Origin of the sequence: Spiroplasma endosymbiont of Tipula paludosa, from assembly GCF_964264785.1 — a bacterium.
Lineage (GTDB): Bacteria > Bacillota_I > Bacilli_A > Mycoplasmatales > Nriv7 > Nriv7.
On sequence record NZ_OZ183484.1, the window covers coordinates 664,392 to 686,646 of the forward strand.

The 22,255-nt window shown below is 24.3% G+C and carries 31 protein-coding genes and 1 pseudogene; 14 read left to right on the top strand and 18 right to left on the bottom strand.

Annotated elements, in window-relative coordinates; translation table 4 throughout:
• Window positions 1-63: 63 nt before the first annotated feature.
• A complete protein-coding gene (locus ACFEL5_RS03885) occupies window positions 64-585 on the bottom strand; it encodes a DDE-type integrase/transposase/recombinase (protein WP_375315017.1) in 522 nt (173 codons plus the stop codon).
• A gap of 298 nt (window positions 586-883) precedes the next feature.
• Window positions 884-1,291 (bottom strand): hypothetical protein, encoded by a 408-nt coding sequence (locus tag ACFEL5_RS03890; RefSeq protein WP_375315018.1) that lies wholly within the window; start codon window positions 1,289-1,291, stop codon window positions 884-886.
• Window positions 1,292-1,427: 136 nt separating this feature from the next.
• Between ACFEL5_RS03890 and ACFEL5_RS03895 the strand changes: the two genes are divergently transcribed.
• Together ACFEL5_RS03895 and ACFEL5_RS03900 are read left to right on the top strand one after the other, a co-directional pair.
• Complete coding sequence (locus ACFEL5_RS03895) at window positions 1,428-1,820, top strand: transposase family protein (protein ID WP_375315019.1); 393 nt, start codon at window positions 1,428-1,430, stop codon at window positions 1,818-1,820.
• A gap of 5 nt (window positions 1,821-1,825) precedes the next feature.
• Window positions 1,826-2,245, top strand: a complete 420-nt coding sequence (locus tag ACFEL5_RS03900) for a transposase family protein (protein WP_375315760.1) — start codon at window positions 1,826-1,828, stop codon at window positions 2,243-2,245.
• A gap of 31 nt (window positions 2,246-2,276) precedes the next feature.
• Here ACFEL5_RS03900 and ACFEL5_RS03905 read toward each other — a convergent pair whose 3' ends face one another.
• Window positions 2,277-2,702, bottom strand: a complete 426-nt coding sequence (locus ACFEL5_RS03905) for a hypothetical protein (RefSeq protein WP_375315020.1) — start codon at window positions 2,700-2,702, stop codon at window positions 2,277-2,279.
• Window positions 2,703-2,886: 184 nt separating this feature from the next.
• On the opposite strand from ACFEL5_RS03905, the gene ACFEL5_RS03910 reads away from it, so the two are divergent.
• Together ACFEL5_RS03910 and ACFEL5_RS03915 are read left to right on the top strand one after the other, a co-directional pair.
• Window positions 2,887-3,831: an IS30 family transposase gene (locus ACFEL5_RS03910; protein ID WP_338966716.1), complete on the top strand. Its 945-nt coding sequence runs from the start codon at window positions 2,887-2,889 to the stop codon at window positions 3,829-3,831.
• The gene (locus ACFEL5_RS03915) at window positions 3,832-4,188 is read left to right on the top strand and encodes an IS30 family transposase (RefSeq protein ID WP_375315021.1); all 357 of its coding nucleotides are present in this window, start codon (window positions 3,832-3,834) and stop codon (window positions 4,186-4,188) included.
• A 122-nt stretch (window positions 4,189-4,310) separates the two neighbouring features.
• On the opposite strand, the gene ACFEL5_RS03920 is transcribed toward ACFEL5_RS03915, so the two are convergent.
• Both ACFEL5_RS03920 and ACFEL5_RS03925 read right to left on the bottom strand, forming a co-directional pair.
• Window positions 4,311-4,943 (bottom strand): hypothetical protein, encoded by a 633-nt coding sequence (locus ACFEL5_RS03920; protein WP_342190155.1) that lies wholly within the window; start codon window positions 4,941-4,943, stop codon window positions 4,311-4,313.
• A 290-nt stretch (window positions 4,944-5,233) separates the two neighbouring features.
• Window positions 5,234-5,515, bottom strand: a complete 282-nt coding sequence (locus tag ACFEL5_RS03925; protein WP_342190156.1) for a hypothetical protein — start codon at window positions 5,513-5,515, stop codon at window positions 5,234-5,236.
• Between the two features lie 196 nt (window positions 5,516-5,711).
• Between ACFEL5_RS03925 and ACFEL5_RS03930 the strand changes: the two genes are divergently transcribed.
• Window positions 5,712-6,272, top strand: coding sequence for an IS30 family transposase (locus ACFEL5_RS03930; protein WP_375315022.1), 561 nt, complete (start codon window positions 5,712-5,714; stop codon window positions 6,270-6,272).
• Between the two features lie 96 nt (window positions 6,273-6,368).
• Here ACFEL5_RS03930 and ACFEL5_RS03935 read toward each other — a convergent pair whose 3' ends face one another.
• A complete protein-coding gene (locus ACFEL5_RS03935; RefSeq protein WP_375315023.1) occupies window positions 6,369-7,313 on the bottom strand; it encodes an IS30 family transposase in 945 nt (314 codons plus the stop codon).
• A gap of 418 nt (window positions 7,314-7,731) precedes the next feature.
• Here ACFEL5_RS03935 and ACFEL5_RS03940 point away from each other — a divergent pair, with 418 nt between their 5' ends.
• A complete protein-coding gene (locus ACFEL5_RS03940) occupies window positions 7,732-8,358 on the top strand; it encodes a hypothetical protein (protein WP_375315024.1) in 627 nt (208 codons plus the stop codon).
• A gap of 36 nt (window positions 8,359-8,394) precedes the next feature.
• Here ACFEL5_RS03940 and ACFEL5_RS03945 read toward each other — a convergent pair.
• The 3 genes and pseudogenes from ACFEL5_RS03945 to ACFEL5_RS03955 all read right to left on the bottom strand — a co-directional run bounded on the left by ACFEL5_RS03945 (window position 8,395) and on the right by ACFEL5_RS03955 (window position 10,042).
• Window positions 8,395-8,899: pseudogene (locus ACFEL5_RS03945) on the bottom strand (TrmH family RNA methyltransferase).
• On the bottom strand, window positions 8,889-9,506 hold the full coding sequence (rdgB, locus tag ACFEL5_RS03950) for an RdgB/HAM1 family non-canonical purine NTP pyrophosphatase (protein ID WP_375315025.1): 618 nt from the start codon (window positions 9,504-9,506) through the stop codon (window positions 8,889-8,891). Before rdgB ends, ACFEL5_RS03945 begins: the two are co-directional and overlap by 11 nt.
• Window positions 9,506-10,042 carry a cob(I)yrinic acid a,c-diamide adenosyltransferase gene (locus ACFEL5_RS03955; protein ID WP_375315026.1) on the bottom strand — a complete coding sequence of 179 codons (537 nt, stop codon included), beginning with the start codon at window positions 10,040-10,042 and terminating at the stop codon, window positions 9,506-9,508. The genes rdgB and ACFEL5_RS03955 overlap by 1 nt, the downstream gene beginning before the upstream one ends.
• A 91-nt stretch (window positions 10,043-10,133) precedes the next feature.
• Here ACFEL5_RS03955 and ACFEL5_RS03960 point away from each other — a divergent pair, with 91 nt between their 5' ends.
• The 3 genes from ACFEL5_RS03960 (at window position 10,134) to ACFEL5_RS03970 (ending at window position 11,820) form a co-directional block, all read left to right on the top strand.
• The gene (locus ACFEL5_RS03960) at window positions 10,134-10,526 is read left to right on the top strand and encodes a transposase family protein (protein ID WP_375315019.1); all 393 of its coding nucleotides are present in this window, start codon (window positions 10,134-10,136) and stop codon (window positions 10,524-10,526) included.
• 5 nt (window positions 10,527-10,531) lie between these two features.
• The gene (locus ACFEL5_RS03965; protein ID WP_375315760.1) at window positions 10,532-10,951 is read left to right on the top strand and encodes a transposase family protein; all 420 of its coding nucleotides are present in this window, start codon (window positions 10,532-10,534) and stop codon (window positions 10,949-10,951) included.
• Window positions 10,952-11,193: 242 nt separating this feature from the next.
• Window positions 11,194-11,820 carry a hypothetical protein gene (locus ACFEL5_RS03970; protein WP_375315027.1) on the top strand — a complete coding sequence of 209 codons (627 nt, stop codon included), beginning with the start codon at window positions 11,194-11,196 and terminating at the stop codon, window positions 11,818-11,820.
• Window positions 11,821-11,843: 23 nt separating this feature from the next.
• Here ACFEL5_RS03970 and ACFEL5_RS03975 read toward each other — a convergent pair whose 3' ends face one another.
• Window positions 11,844-12,788 (bottom strand): IS30 family transposase, encoded by a 945-nt coding sequence (locus tag ACFEL5_RS03975; RefSeq protein ID WP_375315028.1) that lies wholly within the window; start codon window positions 12,786-12,788, stop codon window positions 11,844-11,846.
• 240 nt (window positions 12,789-13,028) lie between these two features.
• Between ACFEL5_RS03975 and ACFEL5_RS03980 the strand changes: the two genes are divergently transcribed.
• Window positions 13,029-13,862: a hypothetical protein gene (locus ACFEL5_RS03980; protein ID WP_375315029.1), complete on the top strand. Its 834-nt coding sequence runs from the start codon at window positions 13,029-13,031 to the stop codon at window positions 13,860-13,862.
• Between the two features lie 6 nt (window positions 13,863-13,868).
• Here the strand turns inward: ACFEL5_RS03980 and ACFEL5_RS03985 are convergent, their stop codons facing one another.
• Both ACFEL5_RS03985 and ACFEL5_RS03990 read right to left on the bottom strand, forming a co-directional pair.
• The gene (locus ACFEL5_RS03985) at window positions 13,869-14,291 is read right to left on the bottom strand and encodes a transposase family protein (protein ID WP_342224593.1); all 423 of its coding nucleotides are present in this window, start codon (window positions 14,289-14,291) and stop codon (window positions 13,869-13,871) included.
• 2 nt (window positions 14,292-14,293) lie between these two features.
• Window positions 14,294-14,614, bottom strand: a complete 321-nt coding sequence (locus ACFEL5_RS03990) for a transposase family protein (RefSeq protein WP_375315030.1) — start codon at window positions 14,612-14,614, stop codon at window positions 14,294-14,296.
• Between the two features lie 180 nt (window positions 14,615-14,794).
• On the opposite strand from ACFEL5_RS03990, the gene ACFEL5_RS03995 reads away from it, so the two are divergent.
• Both ACFEL5_RS03995 and ACFEL5_RS04000 read left to right on the top strand, forming a co-directional pair.
• The gene (locus ACFEL5_RS03995; protein WP_375315031.1) at window positions 14,795-15,211 is read left to right on the top strand and encodes a hypothetical protein; all 417 of its coding nucleotides are present in this window, start codon (window positions 14,795-14,797) and stop codon (window positions 15,209-15,211) included.
• A 127-nt stretch (window positions 15,212-15,338) separates the two neighbouring features.
• Window positions 15,339-16,283 (top strand): IS30 family transposase, encoded by a 945-nt coding sequence (locus ACFEL5_RS04000; RefSeq protein ID WP_338966716.1) that lies wholly within the window; start codon window positions 15,339-15,341, stop codon window positions 16,281-16,283.
• A gap of 246 nt (window positions 16,284-16,529) precedes the next feature.
• Here the strand turns inward: ACFEL5_RS04000 and ACFEL5_RS04005 are convergent, their stop codons facing one another.
• Complete coding sequence (locus tag ACFEL5_RS04005; RefSeq protein ID WP_375315032.1) at window positions 16,530-16,652, bottom strand: hypothetical protein; 123 nt, start codon at window positions 16,650-16,652, stop codon at window positions 16,530-16,532.
• Between the two features lie 268 nt (window positions 16,653-16,920).
• A complete protein-coding gene (locus tag ACFEL5_RS04010) occupies window positions 16,921-17,865 on the bottom strand; it encodes an IS30 family transposase (RefSeq protein WP_375315028.1) in 945 nt (314 codons plus the stop codon).
• Window positions 17,866-17,923: 58 nt separating this feature from the next.
• On the opposite strand from ACFEL5_RS04010, the gene ACFEL5_RS04015 reads away from it, so the two are divergent.
• Window positions 17,924-18,061 (top strand): hypothetical protein, encoded by a 138-nt coding sequence (locus ACFEL5_RS04015; protein WP_375315033.1) that lies wholly within the window; start codon window positions 17,924-17,926, stop codon window positions 18,059-18,061.
• A gap of 451 nt (window positions 18,062-18,512) precedes the next feature.
• Here ACFEL5_RS04015 and ACFEL5_RS04020 read toward each other — a convergent pair whose 3' ends face one another.
• Together ACFEL5_RS04020 and ACFEL5_RS04025 are read right to left on the bottom strand one after the other, a co-directional pair.
• Window positions 18,513-19,760 (bottom strand): MSC_0882 family membrane protein, encoded by a 1,248-nt coding sequence (locus ACFEL5_RS04020; protein WP_375315034.1) that lies wholly within the window; start codon window positions 19,758-19,760, stop codon window positions 18,513-18,515.
• 28 nt (window positions 19,761-19,788) lie between these two features.
• Window positions 19,789-20,043 (bottom strand): hypothetical protein, encoded by a 255-nt coding sequence (locus ACFEL5_RS04025; RefSeq protein ID WP_338968759.1) that lies wholly within the window; start codon window positions 20,041-20,043, stop codon window positions 19,789-19,791.
• Window positions 20,044-20,241: 198 nt separating this feature from the next.
• On the opposite strand from ACFEL5_RS04025, the gene ACFEL5_RS04030 reads away from it, so the two are divergent.
• Window positions 20,242-20,658 carry a hypothetical protein gene (locus ACFEL5_RS04030; protein ID WP_375315031.1) on the top strand — a complete coding sequence of 139 codons (417 nt, stop codon included), beginning with the start codon at window positions 20,242-20,244 and terminating at the stop codon, window positions 20,656-20,658.
• A 237-nt stretch (window positions 20,659-20,895) separates the two neighbouring features.
• On the opposite strand, the gene ACFEL5_RS04035 is transcribed toward ACFEL5_RS04030, so the two are convergent.
• A complete protein-coding gene (locus ACFEL5_RS04035; protein WP_375315032.1) occupies window positions 20,896-21,018 on the bottom strand; it encodes a hypothetical protein in 123 nt (40 codons plus the stop codon).
• Between the two features lie 268 nt (window positions 21,019-21,286).
• Window positions 21,287-22,231 carry an IS30 family transposase gene (locus tag ACFEL5_RS04040; protein WP_375315028.1) on the bottom strand — a complete coding sequence of 315 codons (945 nt, stop codon included), beginning with the start codon at window positions 22,229-22,231 and terminating at the stop codon, window positions 21,287-21,289.
• Window positions 22,232-22,255: the final 24 nt, after the last annotated feature.

Below are 22,255 nucleotides of genomic sequence, written 5' to 3' on the forward strand. Positions count from 1 at the left end.
ATACTATAGCAACAAATAGTTTAATAAAACACAACACTACCAGCTTGTTTAAAAGTTTACAAATTATTTTATTAAAAGTTTTTGTAATGTTTGAAATGGAGTTTTAGTGTTTAATGATGAATGATGGCGTTCAAAGTTGTAAAAGTAATAATATTTGTTTAAATAATGTTGGAGTTCGTTTTGATTCAATCTTTTATCCTTAGCATAAAATAATTTGGTATAATGTTGATGGAATCGTTCAATTTTGCCATTTGATTGTGGTGAACGAATTGGCGTCGTCTCGTGAACAATTCCGTTTTTTGAAAGAAAGGTTGTAAAAGATCTTTCTTTTACTTTGTATGCTTTTTTATTACTTCAATTGGTAGTAGTAAATTCTGGAGCATTATCAGTACGAAGGCGTTTAATTGTTATGCCAAGTTCACTAAAATCTTTCATTGCTCTTTGCACGGCATTAATTGCGTTATTGGTTCCTAAACTATCATAAACATAACCAAATACTATCCGTGTCATTTCGTCAATGAAATCATAAATGTAATATTTTTTATCAACCGGAAAATTTGATGTGGTAATAATTTTGGCATCCATTTGTAAAAGACCAATCTCGGAGACTTCATACCGCTTAAAATGGCGTTTTGTTTGTTTGATTTGTTGTTTTAATTCTTTTCAACGAGGGTCAGATTTAATTCAACGATAAAAAGTTTTGATATTTTTAGGAACTTCTGAATTTTTAGCATCGTGAAAACCGATTTTTAAATTAGACTTGGTACATAACTATAACATTTTATGCCGACTAAACTATAAAATTCATTTTTATCTTTGTATTTATCTAACATTTGTATTTCATCTAAAAAATAATTATCAAAATAGTAGATAAAATTAAAGGTTATGTACCAAGTCTATTGTTAAATAAAGACCACATTCCACCGGCTTTGATATTTTTGTAATCAAAATATAAATCACATACCTTTTCACGAGAATTTAAACTATATTGATAATTAAGATTTTGTGGTTTTGTAGTTTTAAACAATAACAAATCTAAATTATCAGAATAATAAGCGGTCATAATTTTTTGTGCCCAACGATAAAAGCTTTTCGTTGCATTCTTAAAATATTTTTTAATAAGTTTTGTTAAAGAAGTTTCTGCAATATAGAAATAAGTACATAAATTTAAATAGGCAGTAATGCGTTTTTTAGTTTTATAGTAATAAGGATTACGACAATTAGCACTTAATCAACTTTGTACTTTTGCTTTTAAATCTGCTAAATCAGTTTGGGAAATAATATATTTCATTTTTTTAAACTCCTTAAGATTAAGAAAACCGTATTAAAAAAATACGATTTTCAAGAATGGTTATTAAATAGACTTGGTACATAACCTTTAATTTTATCTACTATTTTGATAATATTATTTACTAGGTGAAGTACAAATGTTAGATAAATACAAAGACGAAAATGAATTTTATAGTCTAATAGGCATAAAATATAAAACTTTCATGAAAATGGTAGAAATTTTAAAAGAAGCTAAAGCTAAACAAAAACAAATTGGTGGTAGACCAAATAAATTATCAATAGAGCAAAGATTACTTATGACTTTAGAATACTGAAAAGAATATAGTACATATCGTATTATTGCAAAAAAATATAATATTAGTCATGTTAGTTGTATTCGTAATATCTTTTGAGTTGAAAATACTCTAATAAAAAATAGTCACTTTCATATACCTGGCAAAAAGATATTATTGGAACATAAAGTTACTAATAATAATTTATTAGCAATTGATGCTACAGAAATTCCAATTGAAAGAATTAAAAAAAACTAAAATTATTATTTTCTGGTAAGAAAAGGCAACATTCATTAAAATCGCAAATAATTATTGATTTATTTAACAATAAAATTATTTCAGTAGATTTTTGTTATGGCAGTATTCATGATTATAAGTTATTTTTAAAATCAAATACACTTATAAATCCAAAATTAGAATTAATTGCCGATTCAGGCTATCAAGGTTTGCAAAATGTTCATAAAAATACATTATTGCCAATTAAAAAGAGTAAAAATAATCCCTTAAATCCAGATAAAAAGGAATATAATAGCTTTTTAAGTAAAGTTAGAATTGCCATTGAACATGTTTTTGCTAGATTAAAAAGATTTAAAATACTAGTTTATCGTTATCGCAATAAGATTAGAAGATTTGGATTACGATTTAACTTAATTTCAGGAATATATAATTTTGAATTAAGCTAGTTATAGTTATGTACCAAGTCTAATTACTAAATTAATGAGGCATTTCCGCTGAGAATGAAGTTAAATAAAATCCGTCTTCTAATTTATGAATAGAAATTTTAACATCAACCAAAGTATCTATTACATAAAAATCCTTAGAAAATGCAGATTTACGAGCACTATTATTAAGGTAAAAATCACAAAGTTGGTTATAAACATTACTTCGTACATCAACTAATAAATAAAAAGCAAATCCAATGACACTATTTTGTTCGGTATTTCTTATCGTAAATTTACCATTATGCGATACTTGTTCATTGAGATAATTAGGAATATTTAAATCATTGGCATCAATTTCTAAATATTGAGGTCTATACAAAAAATTACTACTAATTCAAGCACTTTTACCAATTTTAGAAAATTGTAATTTATATGTTTTTAAATCATTACTATTTTTACTACATCCCGAGACAAACATTATACATACTAAATTTAAAGCTGATAAAAATTTTCACATAAATAAAAATCCTCCTTTCAAAGGAATTATATTTTATGCTGAATTATACTTGTAAGTGCAAGTAAATAAAATTGCAAAAGATTTCATATAAAAATTTCATGATGCTAAGTTTATTTTAGAAAAAGTAAATTTAAGGAGTTTTTATATGGGATACAAACATCTTGGCATAGATGAAAGAATTTATATTGAGAATCAATTGAAATTTAAAGTAAAAATTAGTGAAATAGCTAAAAATCTTAATCGAAGTATTAGTACTATTAATCGAGAAGTTAATAGAAATAAAGATAATAATCATTATTTTTCATTAATTGCACAAAATAAAGCAGAAAATAGAAAACAATTACATGTTTATTTTCATAAATTTAAAAATAGAGAATTAGTAAAATATGTACAACAAAAATTATTATTAGGTTGATCGCCTGAACAAATTTATGGCAGAATTAAAAATTTTCATCAAGAATGAATTATTAGTTTTAAAACAATTTACAATTGAATTTATTCTGGATTACTTGAAAAGGTTACTAGTAAAAATTTAAGAAGAAAAGGTAAGAAACGAAAATCTCAAGAAAATCGGGGTAAATTTAATGGTAAATCCATTAAAGAACGAAATGTTAATAATCGCATAACTCTTGGCCATTGAGAAGGTGATACTGTAGTATCATCACGAGGTAAAAGTAAATCATGTTTAATAACTTTAGTTGAAAGAACATCAAGATTTACTTTAGCAATATTAGTTGAAAATAGAACTACTAAAGTTATTAACAAAAATATTAGTCATTATTTATCAATTCTTCCAAATAATCTTGTTAAGACTATAACATTTGATAGGGGTAAAGAATTTGCTAATTGACAACAACTTGAAAAAAATTTAAATGTGAAAATTTATTTTGCTGATGCATATTCACCTTGACAAAGAGGTACTAATGAAAATACTAATGGTTTAATTAGAGAAAAATTTCCTAAAAAATTTAATTTTTCAAACACTACTAAAAATGCAGTTCATAAATTTATATTGTCTTTAAACCAAAGACCAAGAAAAATACTAAATTATCTTTCGCCAATCGAATATTTGGTTAGAAAAATAATTTAGTTGCACTTAACTTTACAATTTGGCATTAACAAAAATATTAGTCATTATTTATCAATTCTTCCAAATAATCTTGTTAAGACTATAACATTTGATAGGGGTAAAGAATTTGCTAATTGACAACAACTTGAAAAAAATTTAAATGTGAAAATTTATTTTGCTGATGCATATTCACCTTGACAAAGAGGTACTAATGAAAATACTAATGGTTTAATTAGAGAAAAATTTCCTAAAAAATTTAATTTTTCAAACACTACTAAAAATGCAGTTCATAAATTTATATTGTCTTTAAACCAAAGACCAAGAAAAATACTAAATTATCTTTCGCCAATCGAATATTTGGTTAGAAAAATAATTTAGTTGCACTTAACTTTACAATTTGGCACTAAAATAATAAAAAACAATATTAATGTTGTTAGCATCATTATAATAATATAAAAAAATATTGTTTTTTGAAATTTCATTTGTATTGTAATCCATTTCTATGAAATAATTGATAATTGCTTATAATTTATTTTAAGATAAGAAAATAACTCTTGCTTATTTTTAAAAAGTAAAAATGAATATTCTTGTTTTTTAAAAATAAATATTCATAACAGTATTGTAGTACTACATAATAATAAAATAATGCTAATAATGTTAAAAATATCATTAATATTAAATTGTAAGATTCTTTGAAATTGATTTTTAATAATTGTTAACTTTCACTTATGACTTTGAGCAAAAAAATTTAAATCATCAACAATAATTTCGTTATAAAATGTTATCATTATTAATAATATTATTTTTAATATTACTAAAAACAATAAGACAAATGGTCCATAAAAACAAATACCCTTTTTGTTAATAAATAAAATACTAGTAATAACAATTATTCATAAACTTAAACTTAAACATAATGCTACAATAATAATTAAAGGAAAAAAATCTTGTATTGGTTTAAATTCTGCCAATACATGTTGTTGCAAATTACTGCTATCTAAAGCATTGGTAAAAATATCATTAATTTTATTTTGAACATAGCTTAATGAGATTATATATTGAATAATAATAAAAATCAAAGCTAACAATAATAAAATTCTTGCGATTGTTAAACTTCAATATCCTTTTTTCAATATTAAATCCCTCTTTCATTTATAAATTATATTAGACTTGGTACATAACTATAACATTTTATGCCGACTAAACTATAAAATTCATTTTTATCTTTGTATTTATCTAACATTTGTATTTCATCTAAAAAATAATTATCAAAATAGTAGATAAAATTAAAGGTTATGTACCAAGTCTATTATACAAATTATTTTGCTAATTTTCAATAAAGAAATCCTTCTTTAAAAATATTAAATCATAAAAATGCCTGATAGTTTGCTTATCAGGCATTTAAAATATATGTTTTCTACTTTTAACCTTTTTGTTTTAACCCGCTAAACCTTTCTGCCATTGATGGTTGTTGCGTTGCTCAAAAATAAATTGTAATAATAAAACCAATAATAGTAAAATTTATTAATCACTGAACCATTGATCAACCAGCATAACTAAATTTTTCATTTTGAGTGGTTCCGACAGTTATTTTTGATGCCATTTCTCCTAATGAAGATTTATTTACTAATAATAAAATTAAATTAATAATGATTGTAATTCCTAAAATATTAATAAAACTTTTAATAAATCTTTTGCCTCTCATTCTGTCTATCTCCTATTTTAAAATTCTAATAACTGATTTATTTTCTAGAAAATATTATTGCAATAAACATTCCTTTCCTTATTTAATTGCTGAATTATACTTGTAAGTGCAAGTAAATAAAATTGCAAAAGATTTCATATAAAAATTTCATGATGCTAAGTTTATTTTAGAAAAAGTAAATTTAAGGAGTTTTTATATGGGATACAAACATCTTGGCATAGATGAAAGAATTTATATTGAGAATCAATTGAAATTTAAAGTAAAAATTAGTGAAATAGCTAAAAATCTTAATCGAAGTATTAGTACTATTAATCGAGAAGTTAATAGAAATAAAGATAATAATCATTATTTTTCATTAATTGCACAAAATAAAGCAGAAAATAGAAAACAATTACATGTTTATTTTCATAAATTTAAAAATAGAGAATTAGTAAAATATGTACAACAAAAATTATTATTAGGTTGATCGCCTGAACAAATTTATGGCAGAATTAAAAATTTTCATCAAGAATGAATTATTAGTTTTAAAACAATTTACAATTGAATTTATTCTGGATTACTTGAAAAGGTTACTAGTAAAAATTTAAGAAGAAAAGGTAAGAAACGAAAATCTCAAGAAAATCGGGGTAAATTTAATGGTAAATCCATTAAAGAACGAAATGTTAATAATCGCATAACTCTTGGCCATTGAGAAGGTGATACTGTAGTATCATCACGAGGTAAAAGTAAATCATGTGGGCGCATAAAGTTTTGTTAGGTGGGTAAAGATTTGAATAATTTTGAAAGAAAAGCAACTAAAAATTTATTACCTTTTTACTTGAAAAATAATGCCAAATTGTAAAGTTAAGTGCAACTAAATTATTTTTCTAACCAAATATTCGATTGGCGAAAGATAATTTAGTATTTTTCTTGGTCTTTGGTTTAAAGACAATATAAATTTATGAACTGCATTTTTAGTAGTGTTTGAAAAATTAAATTTTTTAGGAAATTTTTCTCTAATTAAACCATTAGTATTTTCATTAGTACCTCTTTGTCAAGGTGAATATGCATCAGCAAAATAAATTTTCACATTTAAATTTTTTTCAAGTTGTTGTCAATTAGCAAATTCTTTACCCCTATCAAATGTTATAGTCTTAACAAGATTATTTGGAAGAATTGATAAATAATGACTAATATTTTTGTTAATAACTTTAGTAGTTCTATTTTCAACTAATATTGCTAAAGTAAATCTTGATGTTCTTTCAACTAAAGTTATTAAACATGATTTACTTTTACCTCGTGATGATACTACAGTATCACCTTCTCAATGGCCAAGAGTTATGCGATTATTAACATTTCGTTCTTTAATGGATTTACCATTAAATTTACCCCGATTTTCTTGAGATTTTCGTTTCTTACCTTTTCTTCTTAAATTTTTACTAGTAACCTTTTCAAGTAATCCAGAATAAATTCAATTGTAAATTGTTTTAAAACTAATAATTCATTCTTGATGAAAATTTTTAATTCTGCCATAAATTTGTTCAGGCGATCAACCTAATAATAATTTTTGTTGTACATATTTTACTAATTCTCTATTTTTAAATTTATGAAAATAAACATGTAATTGTTTTCTATTTTCTGCTTTATTTTGTGCAATTAATGAAAAATAATGATTATTATCTTTATTTCTATTAACTTCTCGATTAATAGTACTAATACTTCGATTAAGATTTTTAGCTATTTCACTAATTTTTACTTTAAATTTCAATTGATTCTCAATATAAATTCTTTCATCTATGTCAAGATGTTTGTATCCCATATAAAAACTCCTTAAATTTACTTTTTCTAAAATAAACTTAGCATCATGAAATTTTTATATGAAATCTTTTGCAATTTTATTTACTTGCACTTACAAGTATAATTCAGCTAATTAATAAAACAAAATATTTAATATTAACAAACATATTCTTAATAAAAGGTTATAAAAACTAAGTAAAATGCTTATAAAAACAACATTAAAATAATTTTTTACAACAAAAATCATACATAAGAAATATATACTTAATTTGCATATTGAAATAATTTATAGTAAATGACTATTTTTTCTTTTTTAAAAAATACCTAAGAAAACTAAACGCGACCGTTATCATATATATAACAAGAAAATAATAACTTTATGTTATAATGGTTTTGATTTTATTTTTATAGAGGTGAATTAAATGCAATTTAAAAAAATATTGAGTATTAAAAGCAGTTTTATTTTAACAATATTACCTATAATATCTGTTACTGCGTGTAATAGCAATTATGATGAAATAATATTAAAAATTAAAAATAAAGAAACATTTATTGGTTATATTGGATCAGAAAATTGTCCAGGATGTCAAACATTATCAAAACAATGAGATCTTTGAATGCAAGAAAAAGATTGAGACAAAGATATTTTGGATTTAAAAGATGAAAATTTAAAAATTAATCGCTATGCTTTTGTTAGTGATTATGACTTTAAAGGTGCTAATGATAATACTTGAAATAAAACTTTTTTTGAAACTAAGTGAGTTAAGAATACTTTTGAATGATTAAAAAAATCACAAAAAAACTTATGAGCAACCAACGAAAACATTAAGAACGGCTTTGACCCAGATTATCTCCCTGGAAATGGTATTCCCACAATATTTTTTGTTAAAAATGGTGAATATCGCTGATTTATTAATAAATGAGGTGACGCTGTTGATGGTATTGATGATATGTTAACTAGCAACAGCGACTTTAAGCAAAAACCAGCATATAATCGTAGTACTTTAACACGACTAGTTCGTGACTTTATAATTAATGATTTTAAAGATTTTTATACATTAAATTAAATTAAACAAAAAGCTGGTAATTGAATTACCAGCTTTTTAATTTTGTAAATAATCTTTACCTTTCTGAATTTCATTTAAAGATAAATCTAAATAATCTAATTGCCGTAAAACCTCATAACTTACAGTACAAACAACATTAGCGACATTAAGACTGCGAGTATTAATATACTCATTGGTAAACGAAAACATTGATTCAAATGCTCTTGTAATATCGTTTTTGGAATAACCGACGATTCTTTACCAAATACTAAATATATTGGTGTTTCACTTTCTGTAAAATCAATGGCACTAGGTGGTTTTTGACCATATCTTGTAGAAAAAAATAAGTTAGCATGAGGATTTTTACTAAGAAAACTATTTCAATCTTCATCACTTTCATATTGTAAAAATTCAAAATAGTTAGCAGATGAGCCAATAATAAAACGATCATTTAAAAAGAACCCTAATGGTTCACATTAATAGCAACACAAGTTCGCATAATCGAACCAACATTACCAGCAATTTCTGGTTCATATAAAACAATGTTAATTTTAGTATTCATTATTATCTTCCTTATTTATTCAATTAACCATCTTTTGGATTGCTATAGCACGATGTGATATTTGATTTTTTTCTTGTGCTGTTATTTCACCTAGCGTTTTTTTATATTCTGGTAAATAAAATATAGCATCATAACCAAAATTATAATTACCTTGGCGTTCACTATGAATTAAACCATTTAACGAACCGACAAACACTTTTTCAATATTTTTAGTAACATCAACAAAAGCAAGAGCACAAACATACCGACAATCTCGGAATTTAATATTCATCATCTTTTCTAAAATAACATTAGATGCTTGCATAAAACCATCAGTAGTATCCATCCAACGCGCCGAATAAATTCCCGGGAAATTATCTAATGCTAATATTTCTAATCCAGAATCATCACCTAAGACTGGTTTTTGTAATAATTTGCTTAAAGTTCTTGCCTTAATTAAAGCATTTTCAATAAATGTCGCTCCTGTTTCTTCAATATCTTCAATTTCAGTACCCAGAAACTGCTTAATGTCTAAAAGTGTCTTTAAATCGTATTTTTGCCCTAATATGTTTTGAAATTCTTCTAACTTATTAGCATTAGTAGTTGCTAAAAATAATTGTTTTATCATTAATACTCAATACCCTTCCGAGCCCAAATATTCTTTTCTGAATAATGTCTTGTTGGCGTTACCTCACTAATTAAATCAGCAATTGATTGTAATTTTTCTGGACAATATCTTCCTGAAAGGGCAACTTCAATATTCTTAGCTTTATTTTCTAATGCTAACACTAATTCATCTTCATAAATTAATTGATTTTGTAAACAACCTAAAATCTCATCAACAACAATTAAATCAATATTAGAATTTTTTAAACTTGCTACTAAAACTTCAAAACCTTTTCTTGTTTCAGCTTTTAACTCTTGTTTTTCTTCAACATTCATTCATCAAAAAAATTTTTTTGATGAATGATAAAAATCAAGAATTGTTAAATTAGTATGCTTTTCAAAAAATATTAATTCACCTGTAGGACGATTTTTTAAAAAACGAAAATATACTACATTTCAATTATTTCCTAAGGCTCTAATTGTCATTCCATTTAAAATACTAGTTTTACCTTTACCTTCACCACAGTAAATATGAAGATATCCTTGTTCTTGATTCATTACTTAACCTCCAGATAATATAATAGACTTGGTACATAACCTTTAATTTTATCTACTATTTTGATAATATTATTTACTAGGTGAAGTACAAATGTTAGATAAATACAAAGACGAAAATGAATTTTATAGTCTAATAGGCATAAAATATAAAACTTTCATGAAAATGGTAGAAATTTTAAAAGAAGCTAAAGCTAAACAAAAACAAATTGGTGGTAGACCAAATAAATTATCAATAGAGCAAAGATTACTTATGACTTTAGAATACTGAAAAGAATATAGTACATATCGTATTATTGCAAAAAAATATAATATTAGTCATGTTAGTTGTATTCGTAATATCTTTTGAGTTGAAAATACTCTAATAAAAAATAGTCACTTTCATATACCTGGCAAAAAGATATTATTGGAACATAAAGTTACTAATAATAATTTATTAGCAATTGATGCTACAGAAATTCCAATTGAAAGAATTAAAAAAAACTAAAATTATTATTTTCTGGTAAGAAAAGGCAACATTCATTAAAATCACAAATAATTATTGATTTATTTAACAATAAAATTATTTCAGTAGATTTTTGTTATGGCAGTATTCATGATTATAAGTTATTTTTAAAATCAAATACACTTATAAATCCAAAATTAGAATTAATTGCCGATTCAGGCTATCAAGGTTTGCAAAATGTTCATAAAAATACATTATTGCCAATTAAAAAGAGTAAAAATAATCCCTTAAATCCAGATAAAAAGGAATATAATAGCTTTTTAAGTAAAGTTAGAATTGCCATTGAACATGTTTTTGCTAGATTAAAAAGATTTAAAATACTAGTTTATCGTTATCGCAATAAGATTAGAAGATTTGGATTACGATTTAACTTAATTTCAGGAATATATAATTTTGAATTAAGCTAGTTATAGTTATGTACCAAGTCTATTGTTTGATTTTCAAAATGTATTTCTTAAAGTGTATTTTTGATTATTAATCGTTTATTTGTTAATAACTGCTATTAAGTTATTTATTAGGGGTTATTACTTTAATAAAGTTTTTAGAAAGCATCAAATGCAAGTTGCTAATTGTGAATGTCCGCAACATCAACATTATAAATTTTCTGATGCTGTTAAAGCAATAAAAAAGAGTTTTAAGGCGCGATGAGATGGATAAGATTATTTCTTGATTTGTTATAATGTTTATTGGTTTGGTACCGCTAGGGGCGTTCTTTGATACAAAACAATCACCAAAACCTAATATGGAACAATTCTTTATGAAACGAGAAAAACGAGCTACAAACCCTAGTCAATGTGGTGAAAGTTGCGAATTAGAGTTTGCTAATGTTAAGAATAGTGGTTTAATTTTAATCCCTAAAAATTATGATATGCTTGATTTTACGAAAAGTAATATTTTATTACCTAATTTTCCGGCACCACAAAAACAATTTTATGTCTATAATTCAGAATTTACTAATCTTTATAACAAAAATGGTGTTTATAAAAAAATAAATGGTTATTGGGTTGATGGTTCTACTTACGATGTCCGTAGTTATTGGCTTGACGAAATTGTTAATGTTAAAATTTTATTTAAAAAAGTTTCAGGTGTTTATCATATAATTTCCTTTTTTGCTGAAATGCCTCCTTTACCCGAAAAAAATAACGAGCAACCATTACCAACAGCAATAACTAAACATGATGGTGAATATCAGTATAACCAGTTTCAAGATAAACTTGATTATTTAATGATACAACGCCGAGATTTTGATAAATTTAATTATAGTTATTTATATTAGCCAAATTGTAAAGTTAAGTGCAACTAAATTATTTTTCTAACCAAATATTCGATTGGCGAAAGATAATTTAGTATTTTTCTTGGTCTTTGGTTTAAAGACAATATAAATTTATGAACTGCATTTTTAGTAGTGTTTGAAAAATTAAATTTTTTAGGAAATTTTTCTCTAATTAAACCATTAGTATTTTCATTAGTACCTCTTTGTCAAGGTGAATATGCATCAGCAAAATAAATTTTCACATTTAAATTTTTTTCAAGTTGTTGTCAATTAGCAAATTCTTTACCCCTATCAAATGTTATAGTCTTAACAAGATTATTTGGAAGAATTGATAAATAATGACTAATATTTTTGTTAATAACTTTAGTAGTTCTATTTTCAACTAATATTGCTAAAGTAAATCTTGATGTTCTTTCAACTAAAGTTATTAAACATGATTTACTTTTACCTCGTGATGATACTACAGTATCACCTTCTCAATGGCCAAGAGTTATGCGATTATTAACATTTCGTTCTTCAATGGATTTACCATTAAATTTACCCCGATTTTCTTGAGATTTTCGTTTCTTACCTTTTCTTCTTAAATTTTTACTAGTAACCTTTTCAAGTAATCCAGAATAAATTCAATTGTAAATTGTTTTAAAACTAATAATTCATTCTTGATGAAAATTATTAATTCTGCCATAAATTTGTTCAGGCGATCAACCTAATAATAATTTTTGTTGTACATATTTTACTAATTCTCTATTTTTAAATTTATGAAAATAAACATGTAATTGTTTTCTATTTTCTGCTTTATTTTGTGCAATTAATGAAAAATAATGATTATTATCTTTATTTCTATTAACTTCTCGATTAATAGTACTAATACTTCGATTAAGATTTTTAGCTATTTCACTAATTTTTACTTTAAATTTCAATTGATTCTCAATATAAATTCTTTCATCTATGCCAAGATGTTTGTATCCCATATAAAAACTCCTTAAATTTACTTTTTCTAAAATAAACTTAGCATCATGAAATTTTTATATGAAATCTTTTGCAATTTTATTTACTTGCACTTACAAGTATAATTCAGCATTAGACTTGGTACATAACCTTTAATTTTATCTACTATTTTGATAATTATTTTTTAGATGAAATACAAATGTTAGATAAATACAAAGATAAAAATGAATTTTATAGTTTAGTCGGCATAAAATGTTATAGTTATGTACCAAGTCTATTGAGTACCCATTTTTAATTTCTTTGACAATAATTTTAAATATATGAATGAAATTTCAATTAAATTAAATGGTTTTAAACAAAATAGTAAATTTAGTTTAAGTCGCAAAAATTCATATCTTTTACCTGTAATGATGGAAGAAATTATTTTTAGAGAACTTTCTTTTTCTAGTTTTGGTGATGTTATTACTGTAAAAACTGAACATATTAATTATGGAGGTTCTAATGAGTTTTTAGAAAATGGTAAGTCACTTTGAAAGGTTAAAACACGAACAAGTTTTGGAAAAGACTTTATCAACACTTTTTTTGGACAAGTTAATTATTATGGTAATACTTTCCATTTTTTACGCTATGATGACAAATTAAAATTAGATTTTAAAGATTTTATGCTTCATTATCAAAAAGATTTAACTATTGATTTTATTAATGGCTTATTTGATAAAATTTATAAAGTTTTAGGTGAGTTTTTTGTACAATTCTTTTATGCCAGTTTTGATATGGATGCCTCTACTTATGTAGAATTAGATTACAAAGGGATGCAACAAATCCCTAAAAATGTTTTACAAATGGGATTTTTCTATCGTTCCTTAATTACTTTTTATCCCAAACAGTATTTAATTAATTTTGGTTCGACACTAGAAAATAGTAAGAATATGATTTTTCGTTCCTATTTTTTTGTTAAAGATAAACAAATTGCTAATGGTTTTAACACCGGTAAAAGTTCTTATCAAATAGATTTTAATGTTTTAAAAGCGTATGATAACCAATTATGAAACGTTACTAGTAATAAACTTCATTTTTACAATAGACTTGGTACATAACTATAACTAGCTTAATTCAAAATTATATATTCCTGAAATTAAGTTAAATCGTAATCCAAATCTTCTAATCTTATTGCGATAACGATAAACTAGTATTTTAAATCTTTTTAATCTAGCAAAAACATGTTCAATGGCAATTCTAACTTTACTTAAAAAGCTATTATATTCCTTTTTATCTGGATTTAAGGGATTATTTTTACTCTTTTTAATTGGCAATAATGTATTTTTATGAACATTTTGCAAACCTTGATAGCCTGAATCGGCAATTAATTCTAATTTTGGATTTATAAGTGTATTTGATTTTAAAAATAACTTATAATCATGAATACTGCCATAACAAAAATCTACTGAAATAATTTTATTGTTAAATAAATCAATAATTATTTGCGATTTTAATGAATGTTGCCTTTTCTTACCAGAAAATAATAATTTTAGTTTTTTTTAATTCTTTCAATTGGAATTTCTGTAGCATCAATTGCTAATAAATTATTATTAGTAACTTTATGTTCCAATAATATCTTTTTGCCAGGTATATGAAAGTGACTATTTTTTATTAGAGTATTTTCAACTCAAAAGATATTACGAATACAACTAACATGACTAATATTATATTTTTTTGCAATAATACGATATGTACTATATTCTTTTCAGTATTCTAAAGTCATAAGTAATCTTTGCTCTATTGATAATTTATTTGGTCTACCACCAATTTGTTTTTGTTTAGCTTTAGCTTCTTTTAAAATTTCTACCATTTTCATGAAAGTTTTATATTAGACTTGGTACATAACTATAACATTTTATGCCGACTAAACTATAAAATTCATTTTTATCTTTGTATTTATCTAACATTTGTATTTCATCTAAAAAATAATTATCAAAATAGTAGATAAAATTAAAGGTTATGTACCAAGTCTAATGCCAAAGTTGATGTGATGTATGGAATTAATATTTTTACGCTAACTTTTCCGCTATATAAAAAGAAAAATGAAAGCACTAAATATCATTATTCTTTATATGATTTTAATATTTTGAATTCAACGGCTTTTATTGGCGGCGGAATAAGTGGTAATATGGATGATTTAATTCCTACGCCCAACTGTTCTTATTGAGGTTTATTTAGTGCAATATCCTGTGGTATTCAGCACGCTTCTGTTAGCCTGTTAAATTGATTACTTGGTTTTTCGGGGATTAATCTTTTAATTCGCCCCATTGCGGATATTGCCAAAACAACGATTAATTTTACCAAAACCGCCTTTCCGGTGTTTGAGGTTATTCCGGCGTTTCAGATGTTATTTGAATTTGTAGTGCCCTTAGCAATCTTACTAATGATATTAAAAAAGTTTTCTTAGGTATTTAAAGTATTTTTATGCTGAATTATACTTGTAAGTGCAAGTAAATAAAATTGCAAAAGATTTCATATAAAAATTTCATGATGCTAAGTTTATTTTAGAAAAAGTAAATTTAAGGAGTTTTTATATGGGATACAAACATCTTGGCATAGATGAAAGAATTTATATTGAGAATCAATTGAAATTTAAAGTAAAAATTAGTGAAATAGCTAAAAATCTTAATCGAAGTATTAGTACTATTAATCGAGAAGTTAATAGAAATAAAGATAATAATCATTATTTTTCATTAATTGCACAAAATAAAGCAGAAAATAGAAAACAATTACATGTTTATTTTCATAAATTTAAAAATAGAGAATTAGTAAAATATGTACAACAAAAATTATTATTAGGTTGATCGCCTGAACAAATTTATGGCAGAATTAAAAATTTTCATCAAGAATGAATTATTAGTTTTAAAACAATTTACAATTGAATTTATTCTGGATTACTTGAAAAGGTTACTAGTAAAAATTTAAGAAGAAAAGGTAAGAAACGAAAATCTCAAGAAAATCGGGGTAAATTTAATGGTAAATCCATTAAAGAACGAAATGTTAATAATCGCATAACTCTTGGCCATTGAGAAGGTGATACTGTAGTATCATCACGAGGTAAAAGTAAATCATGTTTAATAACTTTAGTTGAAAGAACATCAAGATTTACTTTAGCAATATTAGTTGAAAATAGAACTACTAAAGTTATTAACAAAAATATTAGTCATTATTTATCAATTCTTCCAAATAATCTTGTTAAGACTATAACATTTGATAGGGGTAAAGAATTTGCTAATTGACAACAACTTGAAAAAAATTTAAATGTGAAAATTTATTTTGCTGATGCATATTCACCTTGACAAAGAGGTACTAATGAAAATACTAATGGTTTAATTAGAGAAAAATTTCCTAAAAAATTTAATTTTTCAAACACTACTAAAAATGCAGTTCATAAATTTATATTGTCTTTAAACCAAAGACCAAGAAAAATACTAAATTATCTTTCGCCAATCGAATATTTGGTTAGAAAAATAATTTAGTTGCACTTAACTTTACAATTTGGCTTATATAAAAGACTTGGTACATAACTATAACATTTTATGCCGACTAAACTATAAAATTCATTTTTATCTTTGTATTTATCTAACATTTGTATTTCATCTAAAAAATAATTATCAAAATAGTAGATAAAATTAAAGGTTATGTACCAAGTCTAAAATATAATTCCTTTGAAAGGAGGATTTTTTGTTATGTGAAAATTTTTATCAGCTTTAAATTTAGTTGGGCTAATATTTATCTCTGCGTGTAGTAATAGTAATAATTTTAAAGAATAGACTTGGTACATAACTATAACATTTTATGCCGACTAAACTATAAAATTCATTTTTATCTTTGTATTTATCTAACATTTGTATTTCATCTAAAAAATAATTATCAAAATAGTAGATAAAATTAAAGGTTATGTACCAAGTCTAATATAATTTGCAGTTTGCTAGTGTTAAAAATAGTGGTTTAATTTTAATCCCTAAAAATTATGATATGCTTGATTTTACAAAAAGTAATATTTTATTACCTAATTTTCTAGCACTACAAAAACAATTTTATGTCTATAATTCAGAATTTACTAATCTTTATAACAAAAATGGTGTTTATGCCAAATTGTAAAGTTAAGTGCAACTAAATTATTTTTCTAACCAAATATTCGATTGGCGAAAGATAATTTAGTATTTTTCTTGGTCTTTGGTTTAAAGACAATATAAATTTATGAACTGCATTTTTAGTAGTGTTTGAAAAATTAAATTTTTTAGGAAATTTTTCTCTAATTAAACCATTAGTATTTTCATTAGTACCTCTTTGTCAAGGTGAATATGCATCAGCAAAATAAATTTTCACATTTAAATTTTTTTCAAGTTGTTGTCAATTAGCAAATTCTTTACCCCTATCAAATGTTATAGTCTTAACAAGATTATTTGGAAGAATTGATAAATAATGACTAATATTTTTGTTAATAACTTTAGTAGTTCTATTTTCAACTAATATTGCTAAAGTAAATCTTGATGTTCTTTCAACTAAAGTTATTAAACATGATTTACTTTTACCTCGTGATGATACTACAGTATCACCTTCTCAATGGCCAAGAGTTATGCGATTATTAACATTTCGTTCTTCAATGGATTTACCATTAAATTTACCCCGATTTTCTTGAGATTTTCGTTTCTTACCTTTTCTTCTTAAATTTTTACTAGTAACCTTTTCAAGTAATCCAGAATAAATTCAATTGTAAATTGTTTTAAAACTAATAATTCATTCTTGATGAAAATTATTAATTCTGCCATAAATTTGTTCAGGCGATCAACCTAATAATAATTTTTGTTGTACATATTTTACTAATTCTCTATTTTTAAATTTATGAAAATAAACATGTAATTGTTTTCTATTTTCTGCTTTATTTTGTGCAATTAATGAAAAATAATGATTATTATCTTTATTTCTATTAACTTCTCGATTAATAGTACTAATACTTCGATTAAGATTTTTAGCTATTTCACTAATTTTTACTTTAAATTTCAATTGATTCTCAATATAAATTCTTTCATCTATGCCAAGATGTTTGTATCCCATATAAAAACTCCTTAAATTTACTTTTTCTAAAATAAACTTAGCATCATGAAATTTTTATATGAAATCTTTTGCAATTTTATTTACTTGCACTTACAAGTATAATTCAGCATTAAATAAATATAATAATAAAAATGATGATAGTTGAATTAATTATAAAGGTAATGCTGTAACAAATAAATATAATAGATTTAAGTAAGTAAAAATATAAAATTAATATATATTAGTGAAAATTTAATAATATTAATTTCTACACTTTAACATCCGCATCCTACCCTTGGAACTAATTTAATAGCGTGTATATTTTTAGGAAATCCACCCATTCATTTTTTTATTGCAAAACGAAACAAATTGCTATAGCTAATAGGGTGTTATCTATCAACTGGTAAACTTCTTTTGGTTATGGCGACCACCCACAATTTATCGTGCTTTTAATACATACCAACATTATTAATTCACTTGTATTTAATTTTCAAAGAACAAATTTTTAACACTTTATAAAATAAAAAGACAATCATTGCTGACTGTCTTAATACTTATTCAAATCTTTTCCCACCTAACAAAACTTTATGCGTCCTTGATTAATATTTTGCAAGTGATAATTTCCATCATTACTAATAAAAAGATTTACAAATAAATGAAAATACATTTTAACTTGAAGTAACCTTAATTTTTTTTCGTCGCAATATTCAAATCGGAATCGCAATAACAAAAAACATAATCGCAATAATTGTTAATCAAGTTCATAAACAGCGACGATTTATTATTCGCTTTAATTCATACATTTCATAAGGATTAATAATTTCATAACCATAAAAACCAATAATATTAGCTTTTCTTTTACGAACAAAAATAATATTTAATACTTGTAAAAAAAATAAGGCAAATAATATTCCTGTTAAAATAATAATTTCTGTTGTTAAATCTCTAATCGTCATATCTAAAATTAAAAACCCAAAAAGTTTTGGCTGTGTTGCACCTGATAATCCATAAAGAATAGCAATAATTGCAGCACCAATAATATACAAAGGAAAAGCTACTCAATTAATAATAATACTACGAATATGCATTTTTCGATAATTAGCAATAATGAAATTAGGAATAACATTATTTCCTAATTTAGCTTTTTTTAAATATCCTTCCACTTCTTTTTTAATTTTAATTCAATCAAACAAAGAAATAAAAAATAAACCTAATGACACAATACATAACGGTATCATCAAAGTTGGATGCGGAATTAAATTTTCATTGTCAATAACAATATTTTGTTGCTTTAAAAATCACAAAATTAATGGTATTGAAGAAGCGATTATTCCTAAAAAACCAATAATCATTGTTAAAACCAAACGATATTTTTCACTACGAACCTCATTAGCAATTTCTTTAGGAATAGTTTTTAAACTTAACGAACGATACGGTATCTCTTGTCCTCGTGGTTCATCATATGATAAATATGGTTCTTGATATGCTTTTTGATATAAAGTTGGACTATAATCATTATGATTATCCTCTAAAAAATCATTAGGTGATGAATCTAAAATTGGTTGTTGTGGTTGTGGATATTGATAAGAAGTTATTGTTGGCGAATTTTGTTGGTATGGCGTACCACCAAATTCACGATTATAACCATTTTTAGGACTATAAACTCTTGCTTTTGGTAAACTATAATTTTCTTCATAATATGGTGGTGGTTCTTTATTAATACCAGAATTAAAATATTTTTTATCATCAACTGTAAACTCATAACGATTAATTACGCGGGGAACATCATTTTGTTTTTGTTTTCTTTCATAAGGAAAATACGGATCAAGTTGCTCTGCCTTTAATTTATTATCATTAAATCGTTTTTGTTCTGCTTTATTAAAAAACTTATCCATTATTTTTTCTTTTCATGACATATCTATTGCCTACCTTATAAAAATATAACTATTTATTTTTTAATGCTTGCCCCATTTTAATTATTTCTGATTCAATATTATAAATTAATTTTTCATTTTTAAATTTTTCTCAAGCTGAATTTTTCAAGTTACGATTGCGATAATTAATAACCAATAAAATCACACTAATAATTGCAATAAATACTACTCCAATAATAATACAAGAAATAATTAAATATTGAATTGCTAAATTTTGTCCTAAAATATTAATATAATCTTTTTCATTAGTTAGAAATCCTTGCAAAATAATTACCTTCTTTATGATTATCTTTAAATTACATAAGACTTGGTACATAACTATAACATTTTATGCCGACTAAACTATAAAATTCATTTTTATCTTTGTATTTATCTAACATTTGTATTTCATCTAAAAAATAATTATCAAAATAGTAGATAAAATTAAAGGTTATGTACCAAGTCTAATGCCAAAGTTGATGTGATGTATGGAATTAATATTTTTACGCTAACTTTTCCGCTATATAAAAAGAAAAATGAAAGCACTAAATATCATTATTCTTTATATGATTTTAATATTTTGAATTCAACGGCTTTTATTGGCGGCGGAATAAGTGGTAATATGGATGATTTAATTCCTACGCCCAACTGTTCTTATTGAGGTTTATTTAGTGCAATATCCTGTGGTATTCAGCACGCTTCTGTTAGCCTGTTAAATTGATTACTTGGTTTTTCGGGGATTAATCTTTTAATTCGCCCCATTGCGGATATTGCCAAAACAACGATTAATTTTACCAAAACCGCCTTTCCGGTGTTTGAGGTTATTCCGGCGTTTCAGATGTTATTTGAATTTGTAGTGCCCTTAGCAATCTTACTAATGATATTAAAAAAGTTTTCTTAGGTATTTAAAGTATTTTTATATAAAAGACTTGGTACATAACTATAACATTTTATGCCGACTAAACTATAAAATTCATTTTTATCTTTGTATTTATCTAACATTTGTATTTCATCTAAAAAATAATTATCAAAATAGTAGATAAAATTAAAGGTTATGTACCAAGTCTAAAATATAATTCCTTTGAAAGGAGGATTTTTTGTTATGTGAAAATTTTTATCAGCTTTAAATTTAGTTGGGCTAATATTTATCTCTGCGTGTAGTAATAGTAATAATTTTAAAGAATAGACTTGGTACATAACTATAACATTTTATGCCGACTAAACTATAAAATTCATTTTTATCTTTGTATTTATCTAACATTTGTATTTCATCTAAAAAATAATTATCAAAATAGTAGATAAAATTAAAGGTTATGTACCAAGTCTAATATAATTTGCAGTTTGCTAGTGTTAAAAATAGTGGTTTAATTTTAATCCCTAAAAATTATGATATGCTTGATTTTACAAAAAGTAATATTTTATTACCTAATTTTCTAGCACTACAAAAACAATTTTATGTCTATAATTCAGAATTTACTAATCTTTATAACAAAAATGGTGTTTATGCCAAATTGTAAAGTTAAGTGCAACTAAATTATTTTTCTAACCAAATATTCGATTGGCGAAAGATAATTTAGTATTTTTCTTGGTCTTTGGTTTAAAGACAATATAAATTTATGAACTGCATTTTTAGTAGTGTTTGAAAAATTAAATTTTTTAGGAAATTTTTCTCTAATTAAACCATTAGTATTTTCATTAGTACCTCTTTGTCAAGGTGAATATGCATCAGCAAAATAAATTTTCACATTTAAATTTTTTTCAAGTTGTTGTCAATTAGCAAATTCTTTACCCCTATCAAATGTTATAGTCTTAACAAGATTATTTGGAAGAATTGATAAATAATGACTAATATTTTTGTTAATAACTTTAGTAGTTCTATTTTCAACTAATATTGCTAAAGTAAATCTTGATGTTCTTTCAACTAAAGTTATTAAACATGATTTACTTTTACCTCGTGATGATACTACAGTATCACCTTCTCAATGGCCAAGAGTTATGCGATTATTAACATTTCGTTCTTCAATGGATTTACCATTAAATTTACCCCGATTTTCTTGAGATTTTCGTTTCTTACCTTTTCTTCTTAAATTTTTACTAGTAACCTTTTCAAGTAATCCAGAATAAATTCAATTGTAAATTGTTTTAAAACTAATAATTCATTCTTGATGAAAATTATTAATTCTGCCATAAATTTGTTCAGGCGATCAACCTAATAATAATTTTTGTTGTACATATTTTACTAATTCTCTATTTTTAAATTTATGAAAATAAACATGTAATTGTTTTCTATTTTCTGCTTTATTTTGTGCAATTAATGAAAAATAATGATTATTATCTTTATTTCTATTAACTTCTCGATTAATAGTACTAATACTTCGATTAAGATTTTTAGCTATTTCACTAATTTTTACTTTAAATTTCAATTGATTCTCAATATAAATTCTTTCATCTATGCCAAGATGTTTGTATCCCATATAAAAACTCCTTAAATTTACTTT